This is a genomic window from Pseudomonas sp. 2822-15 (assembly GCF_002742515.1).
Lineage (GTDB): Bacteria > Pseudomonadota > Gammaproteobacteria > Pseudomonadales > Pseudomonadaceae > Aquipseudomonas > Aquipseudomonas salomonii.
This window is the reverse complement of the sequence record NZ_LJRY01000199.1, coordinates 14,946-34,641: the sequence shown is the minus strand read 5'-3', so window position 1 is coordinate 34,641 and position 19,696 is coordinate 14,946. Positions and strand designations below refer to the sequence as shown.

Sequence of the window (19,696 nt, the reverse complement as noted above, 5' to 3'; positions counted from 1 at the left end):
ACACATCAACTGTGGGAGCTGGCTTGCCTGCGATCGCTATTTACCAGTCGACCTATTGGGTGACTGATACACCGCTATCGCAGGCAAGCCAGCTCCCACATTGTTTAACCGCGTTTTTACTTCAGGCTATTTTCCAGCCAAGCCTTGAGGTCCTGTATTTCAGCCTCGCTCACGGTATGCGGCATGCCCACATACCCATGAAACTCAGGCTTCAACCCCAGCCCCAGCAACACCTCATTGGCGCGGGTGGCCGACGCATACGGCAGCGCCTGATCCAAGGTGCCATGGCCGATAAAAATCGCCAGCCTATTCAATGACTCATCAGGCTTGAGCTCAGCCTTGAGCACCGGCAACACGCTGCCACTCAACGCCGCAATCCCGCGTACCCTGGCAGGCTGTCGCAAGCCCACTTCATAGGCCATGATCGCACCCTGGCTGAACCCCACCAGGAACACCCGATCACTGTGGGTGTGGTACTTGGCCGTGGCCTTGCTGACAAAGTCCTCAATCAGCTTGGCGCTGCGTTGCAAATCCGCGGTCTCGCCGTCGTAGTCGCCTTCACCGGCTTTTCTGGCAAACCAGCGATAACCGCTGGGGTCCACCGGCATCGGCGCGCGGGCCGACACATAGGTCCAGGTGGACGGCAACGCGTCCTTGATGCCAAACAAGTCTTGCTCGTTACTGCCAAACCCGTGCAGAAAGATCACCAGTGGCTGGTTGCGCGCATCACTTTGCGTCTGCTCCAGGTAGGCCAAGGGCAAGTCGGTGTGCAAGGCATCATCGGCGTGGGCGGCACCGGCGACCAACGCCAGCACCAGGGCGAACTGTTTGAACATGAGCATCAACCTCAGGGTTTGCGCAACAGATACGTGTCCATGATCCAGCCATTTTCCAGGCGCGCGGCCTTGCGCACCCGTTGGATTTCGTCGGCTACTTCGCTGACTTTGCCGCTGATAAGAATTTCATCCGGCGTGCCCAAATAGGCGCCCCAATAAATATCCAAATCCTGATCGGCCACAGTGCGGTAGGAGTCCTCCGCATCGAGCATCACCACCAAGGTATCGGCATCACTCGCCTGCCCCGCCGCCAACCGGCGCCCAGTGGTGATCTCGATGGAGCGGCCGATGCGGTTGAGCGCCACCTTATGCTGGGCCGCCAGGGCCTGCACACTGGTGATGCCGGGAATCACTTCGAACTCGAACACACAACGGCCGCTGGCCAGAATCGCCTGCAGGATGCGGATGGTGCTGTCGTACAGCGCCGGGTCGCCCCAGGCCAGGAAAGCGCCCACTTCACCGTCGGCCATGTGCTCGTTGATCATGCGCTCGAACGTGTGCTGTTTGTCGCGGTTCAGGTCCTGCACGGCGGTGGTGTAGTCGATATCACCGCGCACGCGCTCGGGGCAATCGGCCTCGACGAAACGGTAACCGGGCTCGGTGATGTAGGTCTCGCAGATCTCGCGGCGCAGGTCGATCAACTTGTCTTTGCTCTGGCCCTTGTCCATCAGAAAAAACACGTCGGTGCGGTTCAGCGCCTTTACGGCCTGCATCGTGATGTAGTCAGGGTTGCCGGCACCAATGCCGATGATCAGGATGCGTTTCATGGGGTGCTCTCATTGCGGGGCGTGGATTTTGCCACGTTCATGGCACTCGGCGTGAGTTTCCAGGCGCAGGCGCCACACCGAGTTAAAACGCAGCTCGGTGGCGGACAGCGGCTCGACGTCGATCAAGTAGAACTTCGAGAGGGGAAACTGCATGACGTACAGCAGGGCGGCGCGGATCACAAAGGGGTGCGTGACGGCCACGACATGGCCGGGGTGGCTTTCGAGGGATTTGAGCCAGTGCCCAACCCGCGTGCAGAGCTGCTCTACCGATTCACCGCCATGGGGTGCGGCGGTGCTGTCGGTCATCCAGGCCGCCAACGCGTCGGGAGCCAACTGATCAATGGCCTGGCCTTTCCAGGCGCCGAAATCAGCGTCACGCAAAGCATTTTCGATCTGCGCCTCGGCACCGAACAGGCCCGCGGTCTGACGGGTTCTGGCCTCGGGGGCGCTGACTAACCGCAGGGTTTTCTTGAAACGCCCGGCCAGGGATAGCGCCGCACCTTGCCAATCCATCGCCACAGACTCGTCACCGGGAAAACGCCCGTACTTTTGCAGCGGCGTGACGGCATGGCAAATCAAGGTCAAGCGGGTAGCCTGCATCACAATTCACTCTGTTTCGTGGCACAGTCAGCGGAGACTGGCGGGGTTGTCTCAATATATTACAACACACACGAAACAGGACGTCGGTCAAACCCCAACGCCCCTGAGCGATCAGGCCAGTGCCGCAGCCGCAGGCGGCGCGACCACCGGGCCAGCGCTGGCAACAAAGTCCTCTTTGCGCAACACCACCAGGGCAATCAGCGACACCACACCGGTGGCCACGTAGAAGTACCACGGTGAAGTGATGTCGCCCGTCACCTTGATCAGCCAGGTGGAGATCAACGGCGCGCTGCCACCAAACACCGCGACCGGCACGTTATAGGCCACGGCAATCCCGGTGGAGCGGATGCGCGTCGGCAGCAGTTCACTCATCAGCGCGTAGGTGGATGAGGCGTACAGCCCGAACAGGATCGCCACGGCCATCAACGGCGCGAAGAACGACGCGGGCGTGGCGGTGGGTGCCGATTTGAACAGCCAGAACATCGCCAGCGTGGCCAAAGTGCCGATCACCATCAGAAACGGCTTGCGCCCGTATTTGTCGGTGAAGGCGCCACCAAACGGCATCACGAATGCCGCCGAGAAGCTGGCGACAAACACATAGAGCAAGGTGGTGCCGCTGTCGAACTTGAGGATCTTGGCCATGTAGGTCGAGGCGAAGGTCAGTACCAGGTAAAAGATCGAGCTGTGCAAAGTGATGATGAAAAACACCAGGGCGATGGCGCGTTTCCACTGCCAGACCTCGCGCAACGGCGCGCGGGAGGTTTGCCCGGCGCGTTGCAGGGCCAGAAACTCCGGGCTGTCTTCGAGCTTGAGGCGGATATACATGGAGATAAACCCCAGCGGCGCCGCGATCAGGAACGGCACGCGCCAGGCCCATTCCTGCATCGTGTCGGCGCCCAGAATCCAGGTCATGCCGTTCGCCACGGCGCCACCCAGCAGCAGGCCGAGCACGGCGGTGACCATCAACCAGCACGTGGCAAAACCACGGCGGCCGGGGCCGGCGTATTCGGAGATAAAACTGGTGACGGTGCCGATTTCGCCGCCCGCCGAAAAGCCCTGCACGCAGCGCACCAGAATCAGCAGGATCGGCGCGGCGATGCCCAGGGTCGCGTAAGTGGGCAACAGGCCCAGCATTACGGTGGAGCCGGTCATCATCACCAGCGCCATGATCAGGGTTTTGCGTCGGCCGATCTTGTCCGCCAGCGGGCCGAAGAACAGCCCGCCCAGCGGCCGGATAAAGAAGCTCAGGGCGAACGCCGCGAAACTGGCGAGCAGGCTGGTGGTGGGGTCATCGGAGACGAAAAACGCCTGGCCGATGTACACGGCGAGAAAGCCGTAGACGCCATAGTCATACCACTCGATCAGGTGGCCCGAGGTGGCACCGAGAAATGCACGGCGGCGCTTGCGCTGCGTGTCTTGCGCTGTATTGCCCATCGAAGGGACTCCTTGTCGGTTGTTCTGTCCATGAAAAGCTAGGAAAGCGCGGCGATACTCGCTGCTTTCAACCACTGCCGCAAGTCGGTCTTGAGGGTTTTGCCGTAGCTGTTCTTCGGCAAATCGGCTCTGAACACATACTTTTTGGGTTTCTTGAATGACGCCATGCGCTCCAGAAACCACGCGGTGAGTTCGGCCTCATCCAATGCCTGCCCGCTGCGTGTGACCACAAAGGCCACCACGGACTCGCCCCATTGCGCGTCCGGCTCGCCCACCACACACACCTCGGACACCTCGGGATGCTGCACCAGCACTTCCTCGACTTCACGCGGGTACACATTGCTGCCGCCGCTGATGATCACGTCTTTGGAACGATCGGTGAGGGTCAGGTAGCCGGCCGGGTCGAGAAAGCCGATGTCGCCGGTGAGCAGCCAGCCATCGACCAGGGTTTGCGCGGAGGCCTGCGGGTTGCGCCAATAACCTTGCATCACCGTGGCACCGCGCACGGCAATCTCACCGCGCTCGCCGGTCGGCAGCGGCTGATGCCGGGCATCCAGAATACGGATTTCCACACAGGCTTGCGCATGGCCAACGGAGGCCGCCAGGGTTGACCAGCCTGGGCGCTGGCGGTCCGCGATCAGGGTGCGGGGCAATACGCTGATGGTCATCGGGCTTTCACCCTGGCCGTAGATCTGCACCAAGCGCGGGCCGAAGGTGTCGAGCGCCTCGCACAGGTCGGCCAGGTACATCGGCCCGCCCCCGTAGACGATGGTCTTGATGCCGTCGCCGCCATACCCCTGGCGCCGCGCCTGTTCGACCATGCGCTTGACCATGGTCGGCGCGGCAAACAGCGATACATTGCCCAGCTCCGTAGCCAGGCCAAACAGTTCGCCGGCATCAAAACCGCCGGAAGCCGGCACCACATGCCGTGCACCGCAGCGCACATGGATAAAGTTATACAGCCCCGCCCCGTGGGACATCGGCGCGGCATACACGGCTGCGTCGTCGGCACGCACCGGGTCGACATCCGTGGGGTAACACAGCGACATGGCGACCAGGTTGCCGTGGGACAGCATCACGCCCTTGGAGCGCCCGGTGGTGCCGGAGGTGTAGAACAGCCAGGCCAGGTCCTGATCCTGGCGCGGCACCGGCTGCTCCAGGGTCGGCCAGCCACGGGTCGGCGGCAGCGTGTGAGCGTCCAGTTCCTTGCAGCGCGCAGGCAAGTCGCGGGATGACGCGAAGACCCGGCCGCCGTCGGTAAAGATCAAGCGGGCCTCGGCATGGGTGGCAATCCACGCGGCTTCTGCCGGGTGCAGTTTGGCGTTGATCGGCACCACCACGCCGCCCAGCCACCAGACGGCGTAGAGCACTTCCAGGTAGTCGCAGCTGTTTTTCATCAACAGCGCCACCGCATCGCCCGGCACCAGGCCATATTGATCGACCAGTTGCGCGGCGCGTTGACGGACATGGGCGGCGAAGGTTGCGTAGTCGGCAACGTGCCGCGTGCCTTCAAACAACGCCGGGCGTTGCGGGTCGCGGCGCTGGGTGTCGTGCAGCCAGTTGGCAATGTTCATGGCTCAGCTCCGACGCGCGTGCAGCACCGAGGCATAGTTGGCCACGGCCATCCCGCCCATGTTGAACACCAAACCGAACTCGGGGTTAGGCACTGCCAGGCCGATCGGCTCGCCGGTCAATTGGCGAAACGCCAGGGCATGCATCGACACGCCGGTGGCGCCCACCGGATGCCCCTTGGCCTTGAGCCCGCCGGACAGGTTCACCGGCAACCGCCCGCCCGCGCGCACCACGCCGCTGTCAAGCACACGGTGCCCCTCGCCTTTGGGCGCCAGGCCCATGGCTTCGTAGATCAGCAGCTCGGCGATGGTGAAGCAGTCATGTACCTCGGCAAAACTCAGGTCGGCCAGGGTGATGTTCGCCCCGCGCAACGCCGTATGAATCGCGCGTTGCGGGCCTTCAAAGGCGAGGATGTCGCGCTGGGCAATCGGCAGGCAATCGTTGACCTGGGTCAGTGTGCGAATCTGCACATCACGACGAAACGCGCGCGCACGTTTGGGCGAAGCCAGGATGATCGCGGCGGCGCCGTCGCTGATCAGCGAGCAATCGGTCAGGCGCAGCGAATCGGCCACAAACGGGTTGCTCTGGGACACGTTGTTGCAGTGTTCGAAATCCATCACCCGGTGCATCTGCGCCAACGGGTTGGCCATGGCATTGGAGTGGTTTTTGGTGGCGATGGCCGCCATCGAGCCCAACGGGCAGTGGTAGCGCTCGGCATATTGACGTGCCGCACGGCCGAACAACTGCGGGAAACTCAAGCCTGCTTCGGCCGGGTCGTTCTGATAGCCGGCACCGGCCAAGGCCTGGGTCACCTCGGCGGTGGTGGTGTGGGTCATCTTTTCGGCGCCCACCACCAGTACCAGCTCGGCGCTGCCGGACAGGATCGCCTGAACCCCGGCCAGGATCGCCGCCGAACCGGACGCGCAGGCGTTTTCACAGCGGGTCGCCGGTTTGAAGCGCAGCCCAGGGTCGGCCTGCAGCAGCAGCGAGGCCGGGAACCCATCGGGCACCAACCCCGAATTGAAGTGGCCAAGGAATAACGCGTCGATCTCGCTCGCGTCAATTGCCGCGTCCTTCAGGGCTTCGCGGGTGACCTGTACGATCAGATCCTCCAGGCGGGTGCCTTCAAGGCGACCGAAACGTGAATGACCGGCAGCAACAATGGAGACGCAATCAGCTGGCATAATCAATTTCTTCTATTTTTGGTGCGGACATTTACCTACAATGACCCACCGTTGGCCGCGCGCCAATTCGTGCAACTACTTACATGGCTAAGTAGCCCCAGTTGAGAAAAGCGACGAGGCAGGATGCCCAATGAACGCGTTTGCACAGCAGTTCCATGACATAGAACGCCTGGCGTTCCAACTCTCCCCCGCGCCGCAACTGGTCACCCGCAACCGCGTAATGGTCGACTGTAATGAAGCCTTCCTGCAGTTGTTCGGCTATTCGCGCGACGCATTGGTCAACCAACTGACGCTGCTGATCTACCCTTCCCAGGCGGACTACCACGCCATTGGCAAGCGCAGCCATGAATGGCTGCTGGAAAGCGAAAACGGTTTCTACTCCGACGAGCGTTTCATGCAGCACCACAATGGCGAAGTGTTCTGGGCCAAGTCCCACGGTTACACCCTCACGCCCAAAGACCCATTCAAACTGATGATCTGGCACTTCGAGCGCCTGGACCGCACGCACCAGGGCACCGGCGATCTCACGCCACGGGAGCGGGAAATCGCCATGCACATCGTCAATGGCCTCAAGTCCAAGGAAATCGCCTTGCGCCTGGCGATCTCCCACCGCACGGTGGAGGTGCACCGCGCGCGCCTGATGAGAAAGTTGCAGGCCAAGACGGTGGTGGAGTTGGTGTCGAAGATTATTAAGGTGGCGTGATAATAAAGAGGGTGCGCGCTGAAAAAACCAGCGGTCATGCCCTGTGACTTTCCTGCCTCAAGTGCGCCATCAAGCACGCCCATACAATTCGCATCCAGGCAGGCCGCCTAAGCTTCTGACTTTCCAAAATCGGCTGGAGAGCAGGCATGGGTAGAAAAGCGAATAGGGTAAGCCTGGCATTGACGCTGTTGGCCGGGGCCATGATGAACAGCGCGTTTGCGGCAACGCCGAGCGTGGCAGTGGCGCCGCAGTACGACACCAGCCACGTCTACGTGGCACCGGCTGATGTGGACCGCTTTGCCACAAGCTTCCTGGCGACCTTCGGTGGCAAAAGTACCCCACAGGTGGTGGTGAACGTACTGCCAGTGCCAAGCAGTACCACCTCGCAACTGCTGCAGACGCCGGTCGGTACGGTGTCACTGTTTGGCTTCAGCACCCCCATACCGCATCCGTTTGGCCAGGAGCGCAACGGTTATCTGGTCAAGGACATGGACGTGGCCCTCAAGGCCGCGCGGGAAAATGGTGCAGCCGTGATTGTCAGTGACTTTCCCGACCCTATCGGCCGCGATGCCGTGGTGCAGTGGCCAGGCGGTGTGAACATGCAGCTCTACTGGCACACCCAGGCCCCGAACTACGCAGGGTTCCAGACGGTGCCGGAAAACCGCGTCTACCTGCCTGCCGAACGGGCCGAGGCGTTTATCAAAGCGTTCCTCGGCTTTTCCCATGGCAAGGTCCTGGCTGACGACAAACACGCGCCGGGTATCGATATCGGCCAGAGCGGCCTCTACCGGCGTGTCGACCTGCAATCGCCGTTCGGACGCATGGCCGTGCTGGTGACCAATGGCCAACTGCCCTACCCGTTCGGCCATGAGACCACCGGTTACCAGGTCGACGACCTGACGGCCACCCTGGCCAAAGCCACAGGCTCGGGCGCCACTGTGCTGGTACCGGCGTTCGCAAGCAAAGGGCGGCGCAGCGCAATGGTCGAATTTCCCGGTGGATACGTCGCGGAAATTCACCAGCTCAGCGCGGCAAAATGAATCGTCGTACCCCCTGGGGCCTGGCCGTGCTGTGGCCGCTGCTCACCGCCGGCGCCCACGCCGAGGAGCAAGCCACCCGTCCGGTGCTCAAAACCAACCGCTGGCAGGAAAACTGGTCGGTGCTGCAAGACCCGTTGCTGCGCACACAACCGTTGGACAATTTGAAGTACATCCCGCTATCAAGCGCCAACCCGATGACGTACCTGTCGTTGGGCGCGAGCTTGCGCGAACGTTTCGAGATGAACGATGCCAGCGGGTTCGGCGTGCGCGATGTGCAGCGTGATCGCTACCTGATCCAGCGCGTTGAGGTCCACGCGGATCTGCACCTGGACGAACACTGGCGGGTGTTCACCCAACTCGAAGATGCTCGGGCGTACGACAAAACTACAGTGGGTGGTGCCGATCAGAACCGTGTCGACTTGCGGCTGGCGTTTGCAGAGTACGTAAACACCTTCAGCAGCGGGACGTTCAAAAGCCGTATCGGCCGCCAGGACTTCGCCTTCGACTTGCAGCGGTTTATCTCGTCGCGGGATGGGCCGAATGTGCGCCAGTCGTTCGATGCACTCTGGGCCGACTGGGAAACCACCCATTGGCGTTTTATCGCGATCGCCAGCCAACCGGTGCAGTATCAGGACCAGAGACACTTCGACGACCGCTCCAACAGCGACGCACGCTTTCACCTGCTGCGGGTCGAGCGATTGGTGGGCGGCAGCAATGAGTTGTCGGCCTACTACGGCGTATATGAACGCAGCGCTGCGCATTCCCTGGACGCCGACGGCGAGGAAACCCGCCAGTTTGTCGACGCCCGCCTGGGCGGCGCGGCCCAGGGCTTCGACTGGGACATCGAGGCGATGCTGCAAAGGGGGTCGGTGGGGAGCAAGTCGATTCGGGCGTGGGCCGCCGGCAGCCGCACGGGCTATACGCTTGAGAGCCTGGCATGGCAACCACGGCTCGGCGTGCAACTGGATATCGCCTCCGGCGACCGCAAAGCGGGTGACGCTACCGTCGGCACGTTCAACCCGCTGTTTCCCAACGGCTACTATTTTTCACTGGCCGGCTATACGGGCTACAGCAACCTGATCCACGTCAAACCGTCGATCACCGTCAAACCCCTTCCCAAACTGAGCGTACAGTCTGCCATTGGTCTGCTCTGGCGACAGACCACCGACGACGCGGTCTATACCCAACCGAACTTGCCCGTTGCCGGCACTGCAGGCCAAGGCGAACGCTGGACCGGCGCCTACGCTCAGTTGCGCACCGACTACGCCTTCACGCCGAACCTTGCCGGCGCGGTCGAAGCCGTGCATTACGCGGTGGGCCGCACCCTGCGCGAGGCCGGTGGCGACGACAGCAATTACCTGGGAGTCGAACTCAAATTCAGTTGGTAAACCCAAGCAAGCACACGCGTACAAGCCCTTCGACGGGTGCAGGGCAATAGTAACGCGCAGTCATCCCCCTCAATCAAGGAGTTATGCATGAGCACATTCGTTGCCAAAGACGGTACCCAGATCTACTTCAAGGACTGGGGCAGCGGTAAACCGGTATTGTTCAGCCACGGCTGGCCGCTGGATGCGGATATGTGGGAATACCAGATGGAATACCTGAGCAGCCGCGGCTTTCGCACCATCGCTTTCGACCGCCGTGGTTTTGGCCGGTCCGACCAACCCTGGACCGGCAATGACTACGACACCTTCGCCGACGATATTGCCCAGTTGATTGAACACCTGGACCTCACCGACGTGACCCTGGTGGGCTTCTCCATGGGCGGCGGCGACGTTGCTCGCTACATCGCCCGCCATGGCAACGCACGCGTAGCCGGCCTGGTATTGCTGGGTGCCGTGACGCCGATCTTTGGTCAGAAAGCGGACTACCCGCAAGGTGTGCCCACCGATGTATTCGACGGTATCAAAGCCGGGCTGCTGAAGGACCGCGCGCAATTTATCAGCGATTTCAATACCCCGTTCTTTGGCATCAACCAGGGGCAGAAGGTCTCGCCGGGCGTGCTCACCCAGACCTTGCAGATTGCCTTGCTGGCATCGCTCAAATCGACGGTTGATTGCGTCACGGCATTCTCCGAAACCGACTTTCGCCCCGACATGGCCAAGGTCGATGTGCCGACCCTGGTGATCCACGGTGACGGCGACCAGATCGTGCCGTTCGAGACCACCGGCAAGGTGGCGGCGCAGATGATCAAAGGCGCGCAATTGAAGGTGTACAAGGATGCGCCCCATGGTTTTGCCGCCACTCACACCCAGCAGTTAAACGAAGACCTGTTGGCCTTCCTCAACCGCTGAAGCAACGGCGTCACCCTCTCCTTTCTTTGGCCGGGCTTGCCCGGCCTTTTTTTGTTCAGGCTCAAGCGTGACCAAGTGCCAGGCGACCGGGCCCTGCGATCAGAATGCTGGAAAACAGGATCAACAGCAGCCATCCAAACTGCCCTTCAAACAGCGACCACTCCGGGTGCACTACCAGCAACGCCACCAGCAGCACAGCGAGGATCGGCAAACAGGCCAGGCGCACCCAGAACCCGGCGATAATCAACAGCGGGCAGACGACTTCAGCGCCAATCGCCAGGCACAACGTGACATGGGCGCCCAGGTGGAACGGGTCTTCGATCAGCGTCAATTGCTGGCTGTAGTGGAGCAGTTTGGGCAACCCATGCACCCACAGCAAGAACAGCGATGCGCTGACTCGCAGAAACAGCAGCCCAAGCGCCTGGTTTTTAGATTCATTCATCTGCAACGTCCATAAAAGAAACCGACGTCGATTGTGTTCCCAGAACCGAGCCCGAGCTTGCAAGCCTGTGCTGACCTTATGGCAACGAGCCGGCTATGCTGGGCGCCACACAGACCACCCCGGTTGAATCAACCACCACCGACTGCGGTCCTACTTCATACGCTCATCGCTACAGGTATCCAGAACATGACTCTGCCCCACGACATGACCCAGATTGAAATCACCACCTTCGGCGGCCCTGAGGTGCTTCAGCCCCGTCAGGTTGCAGTGCCCTCACCGGCCCCCGGCGAGATTCTGATTCAAGTGCACGCCGCCGGGGTCAATCGTCCCGATGCCCTGCAACGCGCCGGCAAATACCCGATGAAACCCGGCATGAGCCCGATACCGGGCCTGGAAGTGGCCGGCGAAGTGGTGGCGCTGGGCGACGGCGTCAGTGAATACAGCCTGGGCGACAAGGTCTGTGCCCTGACCAATGGTGGCGGCTATGCACAGTTCTGCGCCGTACCCGCCAGCCAGGCCCTGCCGGTGCCTGAAGGCATGGATTGGATTCAAGCCGCTGCCGTGCCGGAAACCTTTTTTACTGTCTGGGCCAACTTGTTCGGCCTGGGTGGCGCGCACAAAGGCCAACGCGCCTTGATCCACGGCGGCACCAGTGGCATCGGCACCACCGCGCTGATGCTCTGCCAGGAATTCGGCATCCAGGCGTTCGCCACCGCCGGCAGTACCGACAAATGCGCGGCGATTGCCAAACTGGGCGCCGAGCCGATCAATTACCGCGAGCAGGACTTTGCCGAGGTCATCGCCAAGAAGACCGGCGACAAAGGCGTCGATGTGATCCTCGACATCATGGGAGCCTCCTACCTGAACAACAACCTCAAGGCCCTGGGCATGGACGGGCACTTGGTGATGCTGGGCTTCCTCGGCGGCGGCAAAGCCAATGACGTCGACCTGCTGACTATCCTCGGTAAACGCGCAGTCATCACCGGCTCCTTGTTGCGCGCTCGCACCAAGGACGAGAAAGCCGCAATCGCTGAGCAACTGCACGAATATATATGGCCCGTGCTGTCCGCCGGGCGCTGCCTGCCGATCATCGACAAAGTGTACGCATACACCGACGCCGCCCAGGCCCATGCGCGAATGGAAGGTGGGGATCATATTGGCAAGATCGTGTTGCAAGTGAAGTAATCGAGCCCCGGCGAGGCTGCGAAGGCGTCGGCACAGGCGACATGTAAGTTGCCTGACCCACCGCTTTCGCAGCCTCGCTAAAGCTCGACAGCTCCCACGGTAGCTCGGCTTTTTTGCTCAGCTCTCATTCAGCAGGGCTATCGCGTCGAACGCAGATTTCGCTAGCGACAGAGATCCAATGTGGGAGCTGTCGAGCCCCGGCGAGGATGCGAAGGCGGCGGCACAGGCGACATATTAGTTGCCTGACCCACCGCTTTCGCAGCCTCGCTAGAGCTCGACAGCTCCCACAGTAGTTCGGCTTTGTTGCTCAGCTCTCTGTCAGCAGGGCCATCGCGTCGAACGCAGATTTCGCTAGCGACAAAGCTCCAATGTGGGAGCTGTCGAGCCCCGGCGAGGATGCGAAGGCGGCGGCACGGGCGACATATTAGTTGCCTGACCCACCGCTTTCGCAGCCTCGCTAAAGCTCGACAGCTCCCACAGTAGTTCGGCTTTGTTGCTTAGCTCTCTGTCAGCAGGGCCATCGCGTCGAACGCAGATTTCGCTAGCGACAAAGCTCAAATGTGGGAGCTGTCGAGCCCCGGCGAGGCTGCGAAGGCGGCGGCACAGGCGAAACATTAACCACCTGGCTCACCGTTTGCGCATTGGCTCAGCGCACAGACCCGGCGTACACCGGGTAGTCGGTATAGCCCTGCGCCGAGCCGCCGTACATCCCTTCTGCCCGCAGCGGGTTTAATGGCCAGCCGTTGAACAGTCGCTGTGGCAGATCCGGGTTGGCAATGAACGGGCGACCGAACGCGATCAAGTCCGCCAGCCCCGACTCCAGCAGCTTTGCACCACGCTCAGCGGTGTAGCGCCCGGCGTAAATGATCCGCCCGCTGAAAGTGCTGCGCACCGCCTGGCGGAAGGTTTCAGGCAGGTCAGGCGCGTTGTCCCAGTCGGCTTCGGCGATGGACACATAGGCAATGCCGGACGCCTCCAGCACCTTGATCGCCTCGATATAGGTGTGATGCGGATCTTCCTCCACCAGGCCGATATACACGCGATCCTGGTCAGTGCCGCTGAACAACGGCGAAAAACGCACGCCAAGGCGCTCAGGCCCGACCACGGCCGTCACGGCTTCAACAATTTCGCGCAAAAAGCGCAGGCGATTGTGCAACGAGCCGCCGTATTCGTCGTCGCGCTGGTTGGCATGCGCAGAGATGAACTGGTTGACCAGGTAACCATTGGCAGCATGGATTTCCACGCCATCGAACCCGGCGTCCAAGGCATTGCGTGCCGCCTGGGCGTAGTGCCCAACCAGTTCCTCAATCTCCAGCACGCTCAATGCACGCGGCACCGGCGGCTGTTTCAATTCACCGACGCCAGGGCCGGTTTCAATGAACGCCTTCGCTTGCAGCGCCGCAAGCGCAGACGGTGCGACGGGTGCTGCGCCATCCGGCTGCAACGCGTTATGGGACACACGGCCAACATGCCAGAGCTGCGCGAAAATCACCCCGCCATCGGCATGCACCGCCTCGGTAACTTTACGCCAGCCGTGGATCTGCGCAGGTGTGTAAATACCCGGCGTCCACGCATAGCCCTGGCCACGCGGTTCGATCTGCGTGCCTTCACTGACCATGAAACCGGCAGTGGCACGTTGACGGTAATACTCGGCCATCAGGTCGGTAGCTATGTCGCCCGGTTGCGCACTGCGTTGACGGGTCAACGGCGGCAGCACAACCCGGTTATTCAGCGTGTGATGCCCCAGTTTTACCGGGGTATTTAAAACATGCATCGTCATGAGTCACTGTCCAAATTCAGGGCGAACAAAAGCGTTGGCGGCTCTTCAGAGCCGCCAATGCCTGCAACGGTTAGTTAATTTACGCGGTGAGTTTCAGCAGGGCCTTGGCCACATCGCTGGAGCTGGCAGGGTTCTGGCCCGTCACCAGCAAGCCATCTTCAAGCACGAAGGATTGCCAGTCGGCGCCCTTCTCATACAGGCCACCGAGGGCCTTGAAATCATCTTCGATCAAAAACGGCACCACATCGGTCAGGCCCACGGCGGCTTCTTCGGAATTGGAGAAGCCCGTCACACGACGGCCCTTCACCAACGCTTCACCGTTGACCGCCTTGACGTGACGCAGCGCACCCGGCGCATGGCAGACAAAACCGATCGGCTTGCCGGCGCGCTCAAAGGCTTCGATCAACGCGATAGACGTTTGCGATTCGGCCAAGTCCCACAGTGGCCCGTGACCGCCTGGGTAAAACACCGTGTCGAAATCGGCGGCATTCACCGAGTCCAGCTTGACCGTGTTGGCCAGGGCCTGCTGCGCGGCCGAGTCGGCGGCAAACCGGCGGGTGTCGTCGGTTTGTGCATCCGGCTGGTCACTGACCGGGTCCAGCGGTGGCTGGCCACCGGCCGGGGATGCCAGCACCAGTTCGGCACCGGCGTCCTTGAAGGTGTAATACGGAGCGGCAAACTCTTCGAGCCAGAAGCCGGTTTTACGACCGGTATTGCCCAGCTGGTCGTGAGAGGTCAGTACCATTAATACTTTCATTTTCCAGTGCCTCGATCGATGGGTTGCAGTAGGTGTTGTGTGAGTAGCAGCGCCTCATCAAACGGCGCGGATGTTCGGGTGATCTTGCTCATGACGCTGGTCCCCAGCCACAACGCATACAGGCGCCGGGCCAGGCTTTCGGGGTGTGACTGTGCCGGCAGCGAGCCGTCTTCAACGCCGTGCTGCAAGGCTTCTGCCAGCAACGCAATGGTGCGTGCGGTGCCGCGCTGCAGGGCCAGACGCATCGGCTCTGAAAGGTCTGACACCTCGGCACCGAGTTTGACGGCAAGGCATTTGCCCGTATCGGTGCAGCCGGTCTGGTTGTCGACCCAGGAGTGCCAATAGCGCATCAACTTGGCGAAACCTGACAGTTCAGGCTGATCGAACAACTGCTGCATGCCTTTGACGTAGTGGTCGAAGTAGCTGTCGAGCAACACCACGCCGAAGGCATCCTTGGAATTGAAGTAGTGATAGAACGAGCCTTTGGGTACCTCGGCGGCTTGCAGTATTTCGTTCAAGCCCACCGCAGAAAATCCTTTGCGGCCGACAATCACTTGCGCCGTGTCCAGAATCACCTGCCGAGTATTTTTAGCTTCGTTGTTCATCACGCTTCCCGTCCGATTAGACCAGTCGTCTAGTTCGTTGAGGGGATGTTAGGCGCCACGCAGACCTTCAACAATGTCATATGCGCAAGGATTCCGGACATGCCACAAAGCCGGTTGCCGTTTACCCGGCACGCGCCGACAATCGCCACTCCCGCGCCCTTGGCCCGCGTTTTTTAGGAGAACAATGATGCACAGCGTTGCGCTGATGGTTTACCCGAACTTCCAATCCCTGAGCCTTAGCCTGGGCTCGGTATTTGAATGCGCGAACCTGTTGCGCGGCGAGCCGGCCTATGAGTTTCACCTGGTGTCGGAGAGCGGCGGCGCCGTGATGACCTCCCAAGGCTTTTCGGTGAACACCACGCCGATCCGCGCGCAGGGTTATGACACGCTGATCGTCAGCGGCTACCTGGAATTTCGCTTGCCGCAAGCCAACCTGCTCGAACTGGTCAAGGCCGCCTCCGCGCAGTCACGGCGTGTAGCCTCATTGTGCATGGGCATTTTCGTGCTGGCCGAAGCCGGCCTGCTCGACGGCAAGCGCACCACCACCCACTGGATTCACGCGCCCGCCTTTCGCAAGCGCTACCCGCACATCCAGCTGGAGGAAGATAAACTGTTTGTGGTCGACGGCCAGATCTGGACCGGCGCGGGCATGAGCGCCGGTGTCGACCTGGCACTGGCCATGGTCGAGGCCGACCTGGGCAGCGACCTGGCCCGGCGCATCGCGCGCAAACTGGTGATTGCACAACGCCGTGGCAGTGAGCAGTCGCAGTTGTCGGCCCTGCTGGAACTGGACCCCAAGTCCGACCGCGTGCAACTGGCCCTGGCCTATGCCCGCGAAAACCTGACCCACGACCTGTCGGTCGAAGCCCTGGCCGAGGTCGCCCGCCTGAGCCCGCGCCAGTTCAGCCGGGTATTTCGCGAAGAAACCGGGCAAACCCCGGCCAAGGCCATCGAATCACTGCGCGTGGAAGCGGCCCGGGCGATGATGGAAACCAGCCGCCACCCGGTCGAAGTGGTGGCCCGCGAAACCGGCTTTGGTGATCGCGAACGCATGCGCCAGGCGTTTCTGCGTGCCTTCGGGCAGCCGCCGCAGGCTATGCAGCAGGCTTTTAATGCAGGACCGCTCGGGTAATCAGGTAACTCACCAACTGCGGGTCATCCTCCAGCTCCAGGGTCTGCACCGGGCGCGGCAAATCATCCAGCACGGCGCGCCAGAACGCCTGGGACACTTCATCCTGGTCATAGAAACGCACCAACCAATCGGCCTGGCCGCTGCTCAACACCTGGGTGGCGATGGCACGGCCGATGCCTTTGCGGCGGTAGCGTTTGAGAATGAACAGGTCGGCCAGTTCCAGGGCGTCGATGCCCGGCAGTTCGCTGCCTTCGATCAGCAGGAAGCCGGCGATATAGCCGTCCACCAGCAGCAGGTTGGCGCTCCATTGCGGGTCTTGCCAGTAGCGGGTCAGGTGCTCATCGTGGATGTAGAAGCGGCCATCGGCCTCGACATCTTCCTGCTCCCAGTCCGACGACTCATAGGCGTAATACTGGTAAAGATTGCGGATCAATTCGGCCTCTTCGGGGCCGGTCTGGATCAGTTCAACGGTGGTTTCAGGCATGGGGCTCTCGGTGACAAAACGCAGGGCGCCATTGTTCACAAAACACGCGCGCAGGCCAATACATTGCCTAACCTTTCTGTTTGCTGAACCGATTGCGGATTTGCCCCGTCCAACCGAAATTCCTGAAACATTTAGAATAAACTTCGTCAGCTTCGACCTTTTCCTCAAGGACCTCTATTTTGACCAACGTCTGTTCCGCCGGCCTGGATGTAGGCTTTGCCTCCCTGGATTACCTGCAGATTTTTATCCTGGGGGTGATCCAGGGCATTACCGAGTTGCTGCCGGTGTCGTCCACCGCCCACATGCGTGTGGTGCCGGCCCTGCTCGGCTGGCAAGACCCCGGCTCGGCGTTTTCGGCGGCGATGCAGTTGGCGGCGCTGGCGGCGGTGGTCAGTTATTTCTGGCGCGATGTGCGCCAGGTCACCACGGGCAGCATCGGTGCGGTACGCCGGGGCGACTACAACGACCCGTGGTTCAAGCTGGCGGTGGCGATTGTGCTGGCGACCATCCCTATCTGCATTGCCGGTTTGGCCTTGTCCTCGACCCTCAACAGCTGCAACTCGCCGTTGCGCGGCCTGATGGTCATCGGTATTTCCTGTGTGGTGATGGCGGTATTGCTGGCGGTGGCCGAAGTGCGTGCACGCCACACCCGAGACATGGGCCAAATGCGCCTGCGCGATGCGCTGATTGTCGGGGTTGCACAGATTGGCGCGTTGATTCCCGGCGTCTCGCGTTCAGGCTCGACACTGACCGCTGCGCTGTTCCTCAACTTCAAGCGTGAAGAAGCCGCGCGCTTTTCGTTCCTGCTGGGCCTGCCGGCGATCGCGCTGGCCGGTTTGAAAGAACTGTGGGTGCTGCTGCACGCCGACATGCCGGCCCACGCTTGGCCACATTTGCTCTTTGGCCTGGTGGTGGCAAGTATCTCGGCGTTCTTCGCGATCTGGGGCCTGATGAAGTTCCTGGAGCGGTTCTCCACCTGGCCGTTTGTGATTTATCGCGCGCTGCTGGGGATCTTCCTGATTGTGGCGGTCAGCACCGGGTTGCTCAGTTAAGATTCCGGTTGACGCTCGGCCAGCTCTTCAAGCAAATCGGCCGAGGGCACAAAAAACAGGCCGCCGGTCACGGCGGTGCTGAAGTCCAGCAAGCGGTCGTAGTTGCCGACCGGGCGACCGACGAACATGTTTTCCAGCATCAATTCCAGGGGCTGCGGCGAGCGCGCGTAGCCGATAAAGTAGGTGCCGAACTCGCCGGCGCCCGGGCGGCCAAAGGGCATGTTGTCGCGCAGGATTTTCACTTCTTCGCCATCGGCGTCGGTGATCACGGTCAAGGCGCTGTGGGAGTTGCTCGGCTTGGTCTCTTCATCCAGTTCGATATCGGCCAGTTTGGTACGCCCGATCACCTTCTCCTGCGCTTCCACCGTCAGTTCGTTCCAGGCGCTCATGTTGTGCAGGTACTTCTGCACCAACACGTAGCTGCCACCTTCAAATTCCGCGTCTTCATCGCCGACGATGGTAAAGCCGACAGCCTTGCGCCCTACCGGGTTCTCGGTGCCGTCGACAAACCCGATGATGCTGCGCATATCGAAGTAACGGAAACCCTGGACCTCATCCACCACCTTGACGCTGTCGCCCAGGGCCACCATCAACTGCGTGGCCAGCTCAAAGCACAGGTCCATCTGCTCGGCGCGGATATGCAGCAGGATATCGCCGGGCGTCGACGGCGCCATGCGCCCTGGCACGCCGAACTCGCGAAACGGGTGCAAGGCCGCCGGGCGTGGCCCGCCGAACAGCCGGCTCCAGGCATCCGAGCCGAACCCGCAGACACACGTCAGGTTGCCCGCCGGCACGCGCTTGCCCACCGAACGCACCAGCCCGGCGATGTCGCCGCACCAGGCGCGCACCTGGTCTTCACTGCCGGGTGCGACGGTTGCCACCATGAAGATCGCGCTGCTGGTGATGGGATGGCAGACGGACTGCGGCTCAAGAGGTGGCTGAACAGGGCAAGTCTTCATGATGAAAGTCCACAGGCTAAGGGCGGTTTTAACCCGCGCAGATTAGCAGATCATCACTGGCAGCTCTCCCACACCTGGCGAATCAGGGTTTTCAACTTCAGCGCCTCGGCCCAGCGGTCACTGATTTCACCGCCGTTTGCATCGGTGATTGCATAGGGCGGCGGGCCCAGTTCACAGGTGAATGACAGGCTATCGGGCGTGTCAGGCCGGGCCAGCCAGTCTTGGATCCCGTAGCGCCACCAGCCGGTAAAGCGCTCGACCCAGGCCTGGTGCTGAGGGAAATCCACAGAGACCTGCACCTGCTCACTGCTGGCCACCCGGCCATGAAAGCCCCAGCTGTGGCGCAATATCGTGCGTATGTGTTCGTCGTCCTCAGCCGCGCCAGGCTCCGGCAACTCCCGGCCGACGACGTAATGGGACAGGTCGGCCAGCAGTTTCAAGTCGGGCATTTGTGCGAGCAGGTCGAGGGTGAACAGCAGGTCGCTGGTAAGGCGGTAGCGATGGGTTTCCAGCAGGATCGGAAAGTCCACCTGTTCGGCCAGACGCTGCCAGCCTTCGACCAACCCGGCCGCCTCGCCCAGTGTGCGCGGGCGCACATCGGCCTGCAGGGTGAGGTGGTGGCAGCCATAGCGGCTGATCACATCCAGCGCGGCGGCCAGGTCATCCACCGATTGCGGGAACAATTGACCTTCGATCTGCAAGCCCCTGGCGCTGGCGGCAGCGTGCAGGCGCGCGGCCTCGGCGGGTTTCCAGTAATGGTCGGTGATGCCGTCAAAGCCGGCGGCGGCGATGCGATCGAGCTGGGCTTCCAGCGGCCCGGGCTCGGTCTGCATGGCCCAGAGGGATTGGAACACCAGAAATTCGCGCATA

At 61.5% G+C, this 19,696-nt stretch carries 20 protein-coding genes; 7 read left to right on the top strand and 13 right to left on the bottom strand.

What is annotated here, in order from left to right; translation table 11 throughout:
* Positions 1 to 116 precede the first annotated feature (116 nt).
* The 6 genes from AOA59_RS19535 to AOA59_RS19510 form a co-directional block, all read right to left on the bottom strand.
* Positions 117 to 836, bottom strand: coding sequence for an alpha/beta hydrolase (locus AOA59_RS19535; protein WP_099488776.1), 720 nt, complete (start codon positions 834 to 836; stop codon positions 117 to 119).
* A gap of 11 nt (positions 837 to 847) precedes the next feature.
* A complete protein-coding gene (gene cobF, locus AOA59_RS19530; RefSeq protein ID WP_099488775.1) occupies positions 848 to 1,603 on the bottom strand; it encodes a precorrin-6A synthase (deacetylating) in 756 nt (251 codons plus the stop codon).
* Positions 1,604 to 1,612: 9 nt separating this feature from the next.
* The gene (locus tag AOA59_RS19525) at positions 1,613 to 2,203 is read right to left on the bottom strand and encodes a histidine phosphatase family protein (RefSeq protein WP_099488774.1); all 591 of its coding nucleotides are present in this window, start codon (positions 2,201 to 2,203) and stop codon (positions 1,613 to 1,615) included.
* A gap of 111 nt (positions 2,204 to 2,314) precedes the next feature.
* Positions 2,315 to 3,637 carry an MFS transporter gene (locus AOA59_RS19520; RefSeq protein ID WP_065932122.1) on the bottom strand — a complete coding sequence of 441 codons (1,323 nt, stop codon included), beginning with the start codon at positions 3,635 to 3,637 and terminating at the stop codon, positions 2,315 to 2,317.
* A gap of 38 nt (positions 3,638 to 3,675) precedes the next feature.
* Positions 3,676 to 5,211, bottom strand: a complete 1,536-nt coding sequence (locus AOA59_RS19515) for a class I adenylate-forming enzyme family protein (RefSeq protein WP_069787225.1) — start codon at positions 5,209 to 5,211, stop codon at positions 3,676 to 3,678.
* A gap of 3 nt (positions 5,212 to 5,214) precedes the next feature.
* Positions 5,215 to 6,393, bottom strand: a complete 1,179-nt coding sequence (locus tag AOA59_RS19510) for an acetyl-CoA acetyltransferase (RefSeq protein ID WP_065932124.1) — start codon at positions 6,391 to 6,393, stop codon at positions 5,215 to 5,217.
* Positions 6,394 to 6,523: 130 nt separating this feature from the next.
* Here AOA59_RS19510 and AOA59_RS19505 point away from each other — a divergent pair, with 130 nt between their 5' ends.
* From AOA59_RS19505 to AOA59_RS19490, 4 genes are all read left to right on the top strand, one after another.
* Entirely contained in the window at positions 6,524 to 7,096 is a 573-nt protein-coding gene (locus tag AOA59_RS19505) for a LuxR C-terminal-related transcriptional regulator (RefSeq protein ID WP_056859407.1), read from the top strand.
* A gap of 146 nt (positions 7,097 to 7,242) precedes the next feature.
* A complete protein-coding gene (locus AOA59_RS19500; protein ID WP_099488773.1) occupies positions 7,243 to 8,136 on the top strand; it encodes a VOC family protein in 894 nt (297 codons plus the stop codon).
* Positions 8,133 to 9,524 carry an alginate export family protein gene (locus AOA59_RS19495; protein WP_099488772.1) on the top strand — a complete coding sequence of 464 codons (1,392 nt, stop codon included), beginning with the start codon at positions 8,133 to 8,135 and terminating at the stop codon, positions 9,522 to 9,524. The genes AOA59_RS19500 and AOA59_RS19495 overlap by 4 nt, the downstream gene beginning before the upstream one ends.
* Before the next feature lie 87 nt (positions 9,525 to 9,611).
* A complete protein-coding gene (locus AOA59_RS19490; RefSeq protein ID WP_017134594.1) occupies positions 9,612 to 10,430 on the top strand; it encodes an alpha/beta fold hydrolase in 819 nt (272 codons plus the stop codon).
* 61 nt (positions 10,431 to 10,491) lie between these two features.
* On the opposite strand, the gene AOA59_RS19485 is transcribed toward AOA59_RS19490, so the two are convergent.
* Positions 10,492 to 10,872: a DoxX family protein gene (locus tag AOA59_RS19485; RefSeq protein ID WP_099488771.1), complete on the bottom strand. Its 381-nt coding sequence runs from the start codon at positions 10,870 to 10,872 to the stop codon at positions 10,492 to 10,494.
* Positions 10,873 to 11,058: 186 nt separating this feature from the next.
* On the opposite strand from AOA59_RS19485, the gene AOA59_RS19480 reads away from it, so the two are divergent.
* A complete protein-coding gene (locus tag AOA59_RS19480; RefSeq protein ID WP_099488770.1) occupies positions 11,059 to 12,057 on the top strand; it encodes an NAD(P)H-quinone oxidoreductase in 999 nt (332 codons plus the stop codon).
* A gap of 646 nt (positions 12,058 to 12,703) precedes the next feature.
* On the opposite strand, the gene AOA59_RS19475 is transcribed toward AOA59_RS19480, so the two are convergent.
* The 3 genes from AOA59_RS19475 to AOA59_RS19465 form a co-directional block, all read right to left on the bottom strand.
* Positions 12,704 to 13,837 carry an alkene reductase gene (locus AOA59_RS19475; protein ID WP_099488769.1) on the bottom strand — a complete coding sequence of 378 codons (1,134 nt, stop codon included), beginning with the start codon at positions 13,835 to 13,837 and terminating at the stop codon, positions 12,704 to 12,706.
* A gap of 79 nt (positions 13,838 to 13,916) precedes the next feature.
* Positions 13,917 to 14,594: a type 1 glutamine amidotransferase domain-containing protein gene (locus AOA59_RS19470; protein ID WP_099488768.1), complete on the bottom strand. Its 678-nt coding sequence runs from the start codon at positions 14,592 to 14,594 to the stop codon at positions 13,917 to 13,919.
* Positions 14,591 to 15,199: a TetR/AcrR family transcriptional regulator gene (locus AOA59_RS19465; RefSeq protein ID WP_099488767.1), complete on the bottom strand. Its 609-nt coding sequence runs from the start codon at positions 15,197 to 15,199 to the stop codon at positions 14,591 to 14,593. The genes AOA59_RS19470 and AOA59_RS19465 overlap by 4 nt, the downstream gene beginning before the upstream one ends.
* 187 nt (positions 15,200 to 15,386) lie before the next feature.
* On the opposite strand from AOA59_RS19465, the gene AOA59_RS19460 reads away from it, so the two are divergent.
* A complete protein-coding gene (locus tag AOA59_RS19460; protein ID WP_065932132.1) occupies positions 15,387 to 16,331 on the top strand; it encodes a GlxA family transcriptional regulator in 945 nt (314 codons plus the stop codon).
* On the opposite strand, the gene AOA59_RS19455 is transcribed toward AOA59_RS19460, so the two are convergent.
* Positions 16,309 to 16,815, bottom strand: a complete 507-nt coding sequence (locus tag AOA59_RS19455; RefSeq protein WP_065932197.1) for a GNAT family N-acetyltransferase — start codon at positions 16,813 to 16,815, stop codon at positions 16,309 to 16,311. The two genes, AOA59_RS19460 and AOA59_RS19455, sit on opposite strands and share 23 nt — an antisense overlap.
* A gap of 179 nt (positions 16,816 to 16,994) precedes the next feature.
* On the opposite strand from AOA59_RS19455, the gene AOA59_RS19450 reads away from it, so the two are divergent.
* A complete protein-coding gene (locus AOA59_RS19450) occupies positions 16,995 to 17,867 on the top strand; it encodes an undecaprenyl-diphosphate phosphatase (protein ID WP_065932133.1) in 873 nt (290 codons plus the stop codon).
* Here AOA59_RS19450 and AOA59_RS19445 read toward each other — a convergent pair.
* Together AOA59_RS19445 and AOA59_RS19440 are read right to left on the bottom strand one after the other, a co-directional pair.
* The gene (locus tag AOA59_RS19445) at positions 17,864 to 18,826 is read right to left on the bottom strand and encodes a Dyp-type peroxidase (RefSeq protein ID WP_099488766.1); all 963 of its coding nucleotides are present in this window, start codon (positions 18,824 to 18,826) and stop codon (positions 17,864 to 17,866) included. The genes AOA59_RS19450 and AOA59_RS19445 overlap by 4 nt on opposite strands.
* A gap of 53 nt (positions 18,827 to 18,879) precedes the next feature.
* Complete coding sequence (locus AOA59_RS19440; RefSeq protein ID WP_099488765.1) at positions 18,880 to 19,695, bottom strand: sugar phosphate isomerase/epimerase; 816 nt, start codon at positions 19,693 to 19,695, stop codon at positions 18,880 to 18,882.
* Between the last annotated feature and the right edge of the window lies 1 nt (position 19,696).

What these genes read in the sequence shown, in the direction of transcription:
- AOA59_RS19535 (WP_099488776.1), bottom strand. Translation starts at nt 836, where the DNA reads ATGTTCAAACAGTTCGCCCTGGTGCTGGCGTTGGTCGCCGGTGCCGCC.
- cobF (WP_099488775.1), bottom strand. Translation starts at nt 1,603, where the DNA reads ATGAAACGCATCCTGATCATCGGCATTGGTGCCGGCAACCCTGACTAC.
- AOA59_RS19525 (WP_099488774.1), bottom strand. Translation starts at nt 2,203, where the DNA reads ATGCAGGCTACCCGCTTGACCTTGATTTGCCATGCCGTCACGCCGCTG.
- AOA59_RS19520 (WP_065932122.1), bottom strand. Translation starts at nt 3,637, where the DNA reads ATGGGCAATACAGCGCAAGACACGCAGCGCAAGCGCCGCCGTGCATTT.
- AOA59_RS19515 (WP_069787225.1), bottom strand. Translation starts at nt 5,211, where the DNA reads ATGAACATTGCCAACTGGCTGCACGACACCCAGCGCCGCGACCCGCAA.
- AOA59_RS19510 (WP_065932124.1), bottom strand. Translation starts at nt 6,393, where the DNA reads ATGCCAGCTGATTGCGTCTCCATTGTTGCTGCCGGTCATTCACGTTTC.
- AOA59_RS19505 (WP_056859407.1), top strand. Translation starts at nt 6,524, where the DNA reads ATGAACGCGTTTGCACAGCAGTTCCATGACATAGAACGCCTGGCGTTC.
- AOA59_RS19500 (WP_099488773.1), top strand. Translation starts at nt 7,243, where the DNA reads ATGGGTAGAAAAGCGAATAGGGTAAGCCTGGCATTGACGCTGTTGGCC.
- AOA59_RS19495 (WP_099488772.1), top strand. Translation starts at nt 8,133, where the DNA reads ATGAATCGTCGTACCCCCTGGGGCCTGGCCGTGCTGTGGCCGCTGCTC.
- AOA59_RS19490 (WP_017134594.1), top strand. Translation starts at nt 9,612, where the DNA reads ATGAGCACATTCGTTGCCAAAGACGGTACCCAGATCTACTTCAAGGAC.
- AOA59_RS19485 (WP_099488771.1), bottom strand. Translation starts at nt 10,872, where the DNA reads ATGAATGAATCTAAAAACCAGGCGCTTGGGCTGCTGTTTCTGCGAGTC.
- AOA59_RS19480 (WP_099488770.1), top strand. Translation starts at nt 11,059, where the DNA reads ATGACTCTGCCCCACGACATGACCCAGATTGAAATCACCACCTTCGGC.
- AOA59_RS19475 (WP_099488769.1), bottom strand. Translation starts at nt 13,837, where the DNA reads ATGACGATGCATGTTTTAAATACCCCGGTAAAACTGGGGCATCACACG.
- AOA59_RS19470 (WP_099488768.1), bottom strand. Translation starts at nt 14,594, where the DNA reads ATGAAAGTATTAATGGTACTGACCTCTCACGACCAGCTGGGCAATACC.
- AOA59_RS19465 (WP_099488767.1), bottom strand. Translation starts at nt 15,199, where the DNA reads ATGAACAACGAAGCTAAAAATACTCGGCAGGTGATTCTGGACACGGCG.
- AOA59_RS19460 (WP_065932132.1), top strand. Translation starts at nt 15,387, where the DNA reads ATGCACAGCGTTGCGCTGATGGTTTACCCGAACTTCCAATCCCTGAGC.
- AOA59_RS19455 (WP_065932197.1), bottom strand. Translation starts at nt 16,815, where the DNA reads ATGCCTGAAACCACCGTTGAACTGATCCAGACCGGCCCCGAAGAGGCC.
- AOA59_RS19445 (WP_099488766.1), bottom strand. Translation starts at nt 18,826, where the DNA reads ATGAAGACTTGCCCTGTTCAGCCACCTCTTGAGCCGCAGTCCGTCTGC.
- AOA59_RS19440 (WP_099488765.1), bottom strand. Translation starts at nt 19,695, where the DNA reads ATGCGCGAATTTCTGGTGTTCCAATCCCTCTGGGCCATGCAGACCGAG.